This window comes from Streptacidiphilus jeojiense (genome assembly GCF_000719095.1).
GTDB classification, from domain to species: domain Bacteria; phylum Actinomycetota; class Actinomycetes; order Streptomycetales; family Streptomycetaceae; genus Streptacidiphilus; species Streptacidiphilus jeojiensis.
The window spans coordinates 190,603-197,913 of sequence record NZ_JOEH01000013.1; the positions used below are offsets into that span (position 1 = coordinate 190,603).

At 72.4% G+C, this 7,311-nt stretch carries 5 protein-coding genes; 3 read left to right on the forward strand and 2 right to left on the reverse strand.

The window, feature by feature from the left end; all coding sequences use genetic code 11:
* Nucleotides 1-11: 11 nt before the first annotated feature.
* The 3 genes from IF29_RS0119150 to IF29_RS0119160 are packed head-to-tail and all read left to right on the forward strand — an operon-like array spanning nt 12 to nt 4,500.
* On the forward strand, nt 12-1,013 hold the full coding sequence (locus IF29_RS0119150; protein ID WP_037595759.1) for a hypothetical protein: 1,002 nt from the start codon (nt 12-14) through the stop codon (nt 1,011-1,013).
* A complete protein-coding gene (locus tag IF29_RS0119155) occupies nt 1,010-2,413 on the forward strand; it encodes an adenylosuccinate synthetase (RefSeq protein ID WP_063757536.1) in 1,404 nt (467 codons plus the stop codon). Before IF29_RS0119150 ends, IF29_RS0119155 begins: the two co-directional genes overlap by 4 nt.
* A 59-nt stretch (nt 2,414-2,472) precedes the next feature.
* The gene (locus tag IF29_RS0119160) at nt 2,473-4,500 is read left to right on the forward strand and encodes an acetoacetate--CoA ligase (protein WP_030256281.1); all 2,028 of its coding nucleotides are present in this window, start codon (nt 2,473-2,475) and stop codon (nt 4,498-4,500) included.
* 34 nt (nt 4,501-4,534) lie between these two features.
* Here the strand turns inward: IF29_RS0119160 and ptsP are convergent, their stop codons facing one another.
* Nucleotides 4,535-6,205, reverse strand: coding sequence for a phosphoenolpyruvate--protein phosphotransferase (gene ptsP / locus IF29_RS0119165; RefSeq protein ID WP_030256284.1), 1,671 nt, complete (start codon nt 6,203-6,205; stop codon nt 4,535-4,537).
* An 88-nt stretch (nt 6,206-6,293) separates the two neighbouring features.
* Nucleotides 6,294-6,743 carry a PTS sugar transporter subunit IIA gene (locus IF29_RS0119170; protein WP_030256286.1) on the reverse strand — a complete coding sequence of 150 codons (450 nt, stop codon included), beginning with the start codon at nt 6,741-6,743 and terminating at the stop codon, nt 6,294-6,296.
* Nucleotides 6,744-7,311 lie beyond the last annotated feature (568 nt).

Below are 7,311 nucleotides of genomic sequence, written 5' to 3' on the forward strand. Positions count from 1 at the left end.
AAGGAGATCCCATGGGAAGCGGACGCTGGTCCACCAACGTCTACGACGCCGCCGCCGAGTACCGCGCCGCCACCGGCGCGGACCCCTTCGACTACAGCAGCCGGGCCCGGGCCGGCCACCGCAGCGGCTGGAAGGCCCACCGCTCGCTCGACCCCAGGGGCCTCACCGTCCGTGAGAGCCGGGACTCGGCCGAGCACCCCGAATCCCTGGCCATCGCCGTGCTGTTCGACGTCACCGGATCCATGCAGTCCGTGCCCCGGGTGCTGCAGACCAAGCTGCCCGAACTCTTCGGCCTGCTGCTGCGCAAGGGCTACACCCAGCACCCGCAGATCCTCTTCGGCGCGGTGGGCGACGCCACCTGCGACCGGGTCCCGCTGCAACTCGGCCAGTTCGAGTCCGACAACCGGATGGACGACCACCTCGGCAACATCTTCCTGGAGGGCGGCGGAGGCGGTCAGATGACGGAGTCCTACGAACTCGCCATGTACGCCATGGCCCGGCACACCTCGCTGGACTGCCACGAGAAGCGCGGGCGCCGCGGCTACCTCTTCCTCATCGGCGACGAACTGCCGTACGGCAAGGTGAAGGCCCGCGAGGTGCGCGCCGTCCTCGGCGAACGCATCCAGGGCGACATCCCGCTCACCGCCCTGCTCCCGGAACTCCAGCAGCGCTACGACGTCTACTACCTCCTCCCGGCCGGCACCGCCTACTCCGGCAATCGCAAGGTCCTCGCCACCTGGCGCAGGCTGCTCGGCCAGAACGTCATCGAACTCGACGACCTGGACGCGGTCTGCGAGACCATCGCCCTCACCGTCGGCCTCGGCGAGGAGGCCATCGACCTCCAGGAGGGGCTGGAGGACCTGGCCGACATCGGCTCGACCTCCCTGGAGACCGTCGGCAAGGCCCTGGCCGCGGTCGCCCGCCGCCGGACCGGCCTGGCGGTCCGGGACACCTCCCGGTTCCACGCGTCGCCCCTGGACCGGGGCGCGGCCGGCGGAACGGACCGGCTGTGACCGGCGACCGGCCCCGGCACACCGTCGTGGTCGACCTCGGCTACGGCGACGCCGGCAAGGGCGCGGTGGTCGACCGGCTCTGCCGCAGCGACGGCGTCGACACCGTGGTCCGCTTCAACGGCGGGGCCCAGGCCGGCCACAACGTGGTCACCAGGGACGGCCGGCAGCACACCTTCGCCCAGTTCGGCTCCGGCACCTTCGTGCCCGGCGTGCGCACCCACCTGTCCCGCTTCATGCTGGTCGACCCGCTGGCCCTGGCCGCCGAGGCCGCCCATCTGCGCACCCTGGGCGTCCGCGACGCTTTCGCCCGGCTCACCGTGGACCGCCGGGCCCTGCTCACCACCCCCTATCACGCCGCGGCCAACCGGCACCGGGAGGCCGCCCGCGGCACCGCCCGGCACGGCTCCTGCGGCCTCGGCGTGGGGGAGACCGCCCGCTACGCCCTGGCCCACCCGCGGTCCGCGCCCACCGCCGGCGACTGCGCCGCACCCGCCCGACTCCTCACCGTGCTCACCAGGCTGCGCGAGCGCCTCACCGACGAACTCGGCCTCGGCGCACCCCTCGGTCCGCCCCCGGAGGACTGCGCCACCGCCTTCCGGGCCTTCGCCGAGCAGGTCGCCCTCGCCGACGAGAACCATCTGGCGGCAGCCCTGCGCCGCGGCCCGGTGGTCCTCGAAGGAGCCCAGGGCGTCCTGCTGGACGAATGGCACGGCTTCCACCCCTACACCACCTGGTCCACCACCACCTTCGGCAACGCCGGAACCCTGCTCGCGGAGGCCGGCGCCGCGCCGGGATCGGCCCTGCGCCTGGGCGTGCTGCGGACCTACACCGTCCGGCACGGCCCCGGCCCGCTGGTCACCGAGAACCCGGCCCTCGGCCGCGCCCTCCCGGAACCCCACAACGGTCACGGCCGCTGGCAGGGGGCGTTCCGCCGCGGGGACTTCGACGCCGTAGCGCACCGCTACGCCCTCGCCGTCTGCGCCCGCTCCGCCTTCGGCGCGGTGCAGGCCCTGGCACTCACCCATCTGGACGCCCCGGCCCGCCACCCGTACCTCTCCATCTGCGAGACCTACGACCTGGACGGCGACGAGATCCACGACCTGCCGACCGGACCGCCCGGCGACCTCCGCCGCCAGGCCGCGCTCACCACCCGTCTGCTGCGCGCCCGCCCCGGACGGACCCACACCCCCGGGCCCGACCCGCACAGTTGGGCCGAGGTCGTCGCCGACACCCTGGACACCCCGGTGCTGCTCCGCAGCCACGGACCGCGCGCCGTCGACCGCCTGCCGCAGGACGGACCTGGCACCCGCCGCGTCCGTGGCATCGCCGGCGTCAACGGCGTCCATCGCATCAGCGGCGTCCGTGACATACGCGACAGCCCCATGAGTCTCTTGGCCTGACCGCCCCCGCCATGGCAGATTCGGTCCCGGCAACGAGGCCGATCGCCGGAGGCATCCGCATGACCAGCGCAGAGCAGCAGCCGACCCCGCTCTGGACACCCGACCCCGAGCGCGCCGCCGCCTCCAACATCGCCCGCTTCCAGCGCTGGGCCACCGAGCACCACGGCGCTCCGCCCGGCGACTACGCCGCGCTGCACCGCTGGTCGACCGAGGACCTGGACCGCTTCTGGACCGCCGTCGCCGAATGGTTCGACGTCCGCTTCTCCACCCCGGCGAGCAGCGCCCTGGCCGACCCCGCCATGCCCGGCGCCGTCTGGTTCCCCGGCGCCCGCCTCAACTACGCCGAACACGCCCTGCGCTTCGGTGAGGACCCGGCACACGCCGACCGCCCCGCGATCCTGCACCTGGACGAGACCGGCGCCGAGCCGACCACCCTCACCTGGGCCGAGCTCCGCCGCCAGGTGGGCTCGTTGGCCGCCCGGCTGCGCGCCCTCGGCCTGCGCCCCGGCGACCGCGTCGGCGGCTACGTCCCCAACGTCCCGCAGGCCGCCGTCGCCCTGCTGGCCACCGCCGCCGTCGGCGCCGTCTGGACCTCCTGCGCCCCCGACTTCGGCGCCCGCAGTGTGCTGGACCGCTTCAGCCAGCTCGAACCCGTCCTGCTCTTCGCCGTCGACGGCTACCGCTACGGCGGCAAGGCCCACGACCGCACCGGAATCGTCGCCGAGCTGCGCCGCGAACTGCCCTCGCTGCGCCATGTCGTGCACATCCCGCTGCTCGGCACTCCCGCCCCCGAATCGGCCCTGACCTGGGACGAGCTGATCGGCGGCGGCGGCGATGACCCGGCCGGCGAGGCGGACGAACCGGTCTTTGAGCAGGTCCCGTTCGACCACCCGCTCTGGGTGCTCTACTCCTCCGGCACCACCGGACTGCCCAAGGCCATCGTCCAGGGCCACGGCGGCATCGTGGTCGAGCACCTGAAGCAGGCCGGTCTGCACACGGACCTCGGTCCCGACGACCGCTTCTTCTGGTACACCTCCACCGGCTGGATGATGTGGAACTTCCTGCTGGCGGGCCTGCTCGTCGGCGCCACCGTCGTCAGCTACGACGGCAGTCCCGGCTACCCCGCCGTCGACGCCCAGTGGCGGGTCGCCGAACGCTCCGGGGCGACCGTCTTCGGGACCTCCGCTGCCTACATCACCGCCTGCGCCAAGGGCGGCGTCCATCCGGGCCGCGACCTCGACCTCTCCCGGCTGCGCGCCATCGGCACCACCGGATCCCCGCTCCCGCCGGACGGCTTCCGCTGGATCTACCAGGAGATCAGCCCCGACATCTGGCTGGCCAGCGTCAGCGGCGGCACCGACCTGTGCAGCTGCTTCGTCGGCGGCGTGCCCACCCTGCCGGTGTACCTCGGCGAGATCCAGGCCCCCAGCCTGGGCGCCGCGGTCGAGTCCTGGGACGTCCACGGCAAGCCGCTGCACGGTGAGGTCGGCGAGCTCGTCTGCACCAAGCCGATCCCCTCGATGCCGCTCTACTTCTGGAACGACCCGGACGGGACCCGCTTCCACGACAGCTACTTCGACGTCTACCCGGGCGTCTGGCGGCACGGCGACTGGATCACGGTCACCGAGCGCGGCACCGTCGTCATCCACGGCCGCTCCGACTCCACACTCAACCGACAGGGCGTCAGGATGGGCTCCGCGGACATCTACGAGGTGGTCGAGCGCATCCCGCAGATCCGCGAGTCGCTGGTCATCGGCCTGGAACAGCCCGACGGCGGCTACTGGATGCCGCTGTTCGTGGTTCTCGCGGAGGGAGCCGCCCTGGACGACGACCTCCGCACGGCGGTCCGCACCGCCCTGCGGGAACAGCTCTCGCCGCGGCACGTCCCCGACGAGATCATCGCCGTCCCCGCGCTGCCGCACACCCTCACCGGCAAGCGGCTGGAGGTGCCGGTGAAGCGGATCCTCTCGGGCACCCCGCTCACCCAGGCCGTCAACCCCGGCTCGCTCGACAACCCCGAGGCGCTCACCCCGTTCCTGGAACTCGCCAGGACCGAAGGGGCCACCCGCCGCGGCACGGGCGGGTGACCCCTTCGACCTGCACTTCCACCTGCTCTTCGGGCTACTCCCCGGACAGCACCTGGTTCGCGGCCGCCCGCGCCTCGTCCGCCGTGTCGGTGGCACGCGCCGCCGCCGCGGCCCGCTGACACTGCGCCAGCGTGTACTTGGCCAGCGTGGCCCGGACGTAGGGGATCGACGCCGCGCCCATCGACAGGCTGGTCACCCCCAGCCCGGTCAGCACGCAGGCCAGCACCGGATCGGCGGCGGCCTCGCCGCAGACCCCGCAGCTCTTGCCGGTCGCCCCGGCCGCCTCGGCGGAGAGGGCGATCAGGTCGAGCAGCGCCGGCTGCCACGGATCCTGCAGCCGCGCCACCGCGCCGACCTGGCGGTCGGCGGCGAAGGTGTACTGGGCCAGGTCGTTGGTGCCCAACGAGAGGAACTCGACCTCCTTGAGGATCGAGCGGGCCCGCAGCGCGGCGGACGGGATCTCCACCATCGCCCCGAACTTGGCCGACAGCCCGGCCTCCCGACAGGCGTCCGCGAAAGCCCTGGCATCGGTACGGTCGGCCACCATCGGCGCCATGACCTCCAGGTACACCGGCAGTCCGGCGGCGGCCCTGGCCAGCGCCCGCAGTTGGGACTGCAGCACCTCGGGGTGCTCCAGCAGGCTGCGCAGCCCGCGGACGCCCAGGGCCGGGTTCGGCTCGTCGCCCGGGGTCAGGAAGTCCAACGGCTTGTCGGCGCCGGCGTCCAGCACCCGCACCACCACCCGCCCCTCGGGGAAGGCCTCCAGCACCTTGCGATAGGCCTGGACCTGCGCTTCCTCGGTCGGAGCCTGCTTGGAGTCGTCCAGGAAGAGGAACTCGGTGCGGAACAGCCCGATCCCCTCGGCGCCCATCTCGACCGCCGCAGGGACGTCGGCCGGGCCTCCGATGTTGGCGAGCAGCGGCACCTTGTGCCCGTCCGAGGTCTGCCCGGGACCGGTGGACGCCGACAGCGCCGCCTTGCGCTCGGCGGCGATCCGCCGCAGCTCGGCCTGCTGCTCCTCGGACGGCTCGACCAGCACCTCCCCGGTGCTGCCGTCCACGGCGACCACCACGCCCTCGGCCATGTCGGTGGCACCGGCCATGGCGACCACGGCGGGAACGCCCAGCGCCCGGGCGAGGATCGCACTGTGGCTGGTCGGCCCGCCCTCCTCGGTGACGAAGCCGAGCACCAGGGTGGGGTCCAGCAGCGCGGTGTCGGCCGGCGCCAGGTCCCGCGCGAACAGCACATAGGGCTCGTCGCTGTCCGGCACCCCCGGCATCGGGACGCCCATCAGCCGCGCCACGATCCGGTTCCGCACATCGTCCAGGTCGGCGACCCGCCCGGCCAGGTACTCGCCGGCGTTCGCCAGCAGCGCCCGGTAGGCGGCGAAGGCGTCGTAGACGGCGCGCTCGGCGGTGCTGCCCACGGCCACGCGCCGCTCGACGTCGGCCATCAGCTCCGGGTCCAGCGCCATCAGCGCCTGCGCCTCCAGCACGGCCTGCGCCTCGCCGCCGGCCAGATTGCCGCGGGCCTGCAGGTCGGCGGCGACGGCTTCGACCGCCTGCCGCGCCCGCGCCTGCTCGCGCGGCGCCTCCTCGGTCGGCGTCTGCTGCGCCGGGGGCTCCAGCACCGCCGTGCCCATGTGCCGAACCTGTCCGATCGCGACCCCGTGGCTCACGCCCACGCCGCGCAGCGTCTCTGTCATCTCACCGGTCTCCCCTTGGGGTGCGGCCGTCGCAGGCCGCGCTCATTGCCATCGTCTCTGCCTGCTCGGCCCTGCTGGGCCCTGCTCGCTACTGCCAGGTGAAGAGGTTGTCCCCGGGGGCCACCTCGCCGGACTCCTGGACATCACCCAACTGGTCGGCGACCGCTTCGAGCGCCACGATCGGGCAGATCGGGGACTTGCCCGCGGCTTCGACCGCCGACGGATCCCAACGGATCACCGGCTGCCCGCGCTTCACGGTGTCACCCTTGTTGACGAGGAGTTCGAAGCCCTCGCCGTTGAGCTGAACGGTGTCGATCCCCAGGTGGGTGAGGACTCCGTGCCCGTGCTCGTCGATGACGACGAAGGCGTGCGGATGCATGGACACGATCGTCCCGTCGACCGGTGCGACAGCATCCCCGGCCTCACGGACAGGGTCGATCGCCGTACCCGGCCCGACCATCGCACCGGCGAACACGGGGTCGGGCACAGCGGCCAGGCCGATGGCCTGCCCGGCGAGAGGGGACGTCACCGTCGTCATGCTTCAAGCCTCCATCACTGCATCAACATCTAGTGGAAGTGGCCGGCACCAGCAGGAGTCAGCCTAAATCACCACAACTTAGGACACTCTGCCGGTCTGCCCTTGACTGCACCCGTCGGTGGGGGTGCGATCGCCGCCGACTGCGCGGCTGTTGCGACCCACGGCGCGGCCCAGGCCACGACCCGTCAAGTGGACTAGACCACTCGGACGCGAGGGAACTCTACGTCATACGGGTGATGCCCCTGCTCCACCCGTGTCCGCACACGGATTTGCTCCGCCCTGCGCGCCGCTGTACGTTGGAGATCTGCCGCCGCGACCGACGAGGTTGCGGCGCGTTGGCGAGATCATCCGAACCTCTCATCGCAATAACATTGCGGACGGGGTCCGGCCTTGCCTGCGACAGGCAGCCGGAATTCGAACCGGAACGGACCACTGAAATGGTCTGCTAAGCTCGAAACACGAAAGAAACGAAGCGCCCGGAGGGCTGGTGTGAAAGCCGCTCGAAGGAAGCGTCCGTACCTTGAGAACTCAACAGCGTGCCAAAAGTCAACGCCAAATGTTGATACCC

What these genes read in the sequence shown, in the direction of transcription:
- IF29_RS0119150 (WP_037595759.1), top strand. Translation starts at nt 12, where the DNA reads ATGGGAAGCGGACGCTGGTCCACCAACGTCTACGACGCCGCCGCCGAG.
- IF29_RS0119160 (WP_030256281.1), top strand. Translation starts at nt 2,473, where the DNA reads ATGACCAGCGCAGAGCAGCAGCCGACCCCGCTCTGGACACCCGACCCC.
- ptsP (WP_030256284.1), bottom strand. Translation starts at nt 6,205, where the DNA reads ATGACAGAGACGCTGCGCGGCGTGGGCGTGAGCCACGGGGTCGCGATC.
- IF29_RS0119170 (WP_030256286.1), bottom strand. Translation starts at nt 6,743, where the DNA reads ATGACGACGGTGACGTCCCCTCTCGCCGGGCAGGCCATCGGCCTGGCC.